The organism is Streptomyces sp. NPDC002130, assembly GCF_040296465.1.
GTDB lineage: Bacteria > Actinomycetota > Actinomycetes > Streptomycetales > Streptomycetaceae > Streptomyces.
The window spans coordinates 1-1,267 of sequence record NZ_JBEOXI010000968.1 but is presented as its reverse complement, the minus strand read 5'-3'; the positions used below and the strand labels follow the sequence as shown (position 1 = coordinate 1,267).

The following is a 1,267-nucleotide window of genomic DNA, read 5'->3' as shown; positions in this document are numbered from 1 at the left end:
GACTCTTCTCCGCTCCCGTCGACCTCCCTGACGATGCGTCGTTGCAGGACAAGCTGATTGCCCTGACCGGTCGCGATCCTCGCTAGACGTTCAGCGACACACCCGTCGTGCGAGCGACGCCGTCCCAACCACCGGCAGGTGCACCGAGGCCGAGCAGTGCCGCAACCGTCGGCGCGACGTCGATCGTGCGAGCCTGCGTGTCGATCTTCCGTCCACCGTCGAGAGCGGGATGCCCACCGCTGAGAAAGAACGGAATGGGCAGCGTCACGAAATGGCCGTGGTTGCCGGGAATCGGATTGGACAGCGGAGTCGGATCACTGAACCGCCAGCCCTGAGCGCAAAACGCAACGACGTCACCGGCATTGGTGCCGAGATCGAATTCGGCCGGGAGGTGGCTGGATTCGACGCCCTCGACGCCCTCCACGATCTGCTGAATCCGGCGGACGGCCTCGGCCCGTTCGCCGTCCGGCCCGACGAAGTAGATCAGATCTGCGCCGCCGTTCTGGGCTATCCGAATCTTGCCTGCCAGCAACGGATCCGCGTTCAGTGGTCGATCCAAGCCGATGAGCCGCGCGGGTTCCGACCAGTCCATCGAGTGGTCGGCCAACACGATCAGAATGCTCCGATTCCAACGACCGGTGTCATGAAGGAAGTCGACGAAGCGGCGAACCTGGCTGTCGGTGTTCTGAAGTGCGGCTGTACGTGCGATACGAATGGACGGACCGGACAGATCCAGGTGCCCGACCCGATCGACGTCACCGAGGTTGGTGAACGACAGTCGCGGGGAGTTCCCCCCGACGATCCGGATCAGCGCGTCGATCGTGAAGTTGTCCGGCGCGTGCTCGGTGCCGGGGACGAGTGGCTGCGGATCCCACACCAACGAAGCGCGGTTACCGAACAGCCCGTGCAGGTAGTGCTTCGACAGCACACTTGCAGTGGTCAATCCGAGTTCGGTGCGCACCCGATCCAGAACCGTCGACGTCTGCAGGTCGGAAGGCCGATCGAGGTCACGCTTCTTGTCGATGGACGGATCGTAGACGGAGTTGGCGGGTACGCCCGAACGCGCCGGCAGCACTCCCGTCATCATCGCGGTGTGGTTCGGCAGCGTCTCCGCGATCGGGATGGCGCTGGCGTCCGGGTAGTGAATACCGCCGACCGCAAGCCCGGTCAGCGTCGGGGTGAGCTCCGATCGCAATTCGTCCGGACGCATGCCGTCGACGACGATGACATGCACGTCCAGGTCTGGGATTCCGGCGCTGGTGGGAAC

At 64.4% G+C, this 1,267-nt stretch carries 1 protein-coding gene; it reads right to left on the bottom strand.

All coding sequences use genetic code 11. The features are described from left to right. Window positions 1-82: 82 nt before the first annotated feature. The coding region (locus ABT116_RS47485) for an alkaline phosphatase family protein (protein WP_351647625.1) at window positions 83-1,267 on the bottom strand (1,185 nt) is incomplete at its 5' end.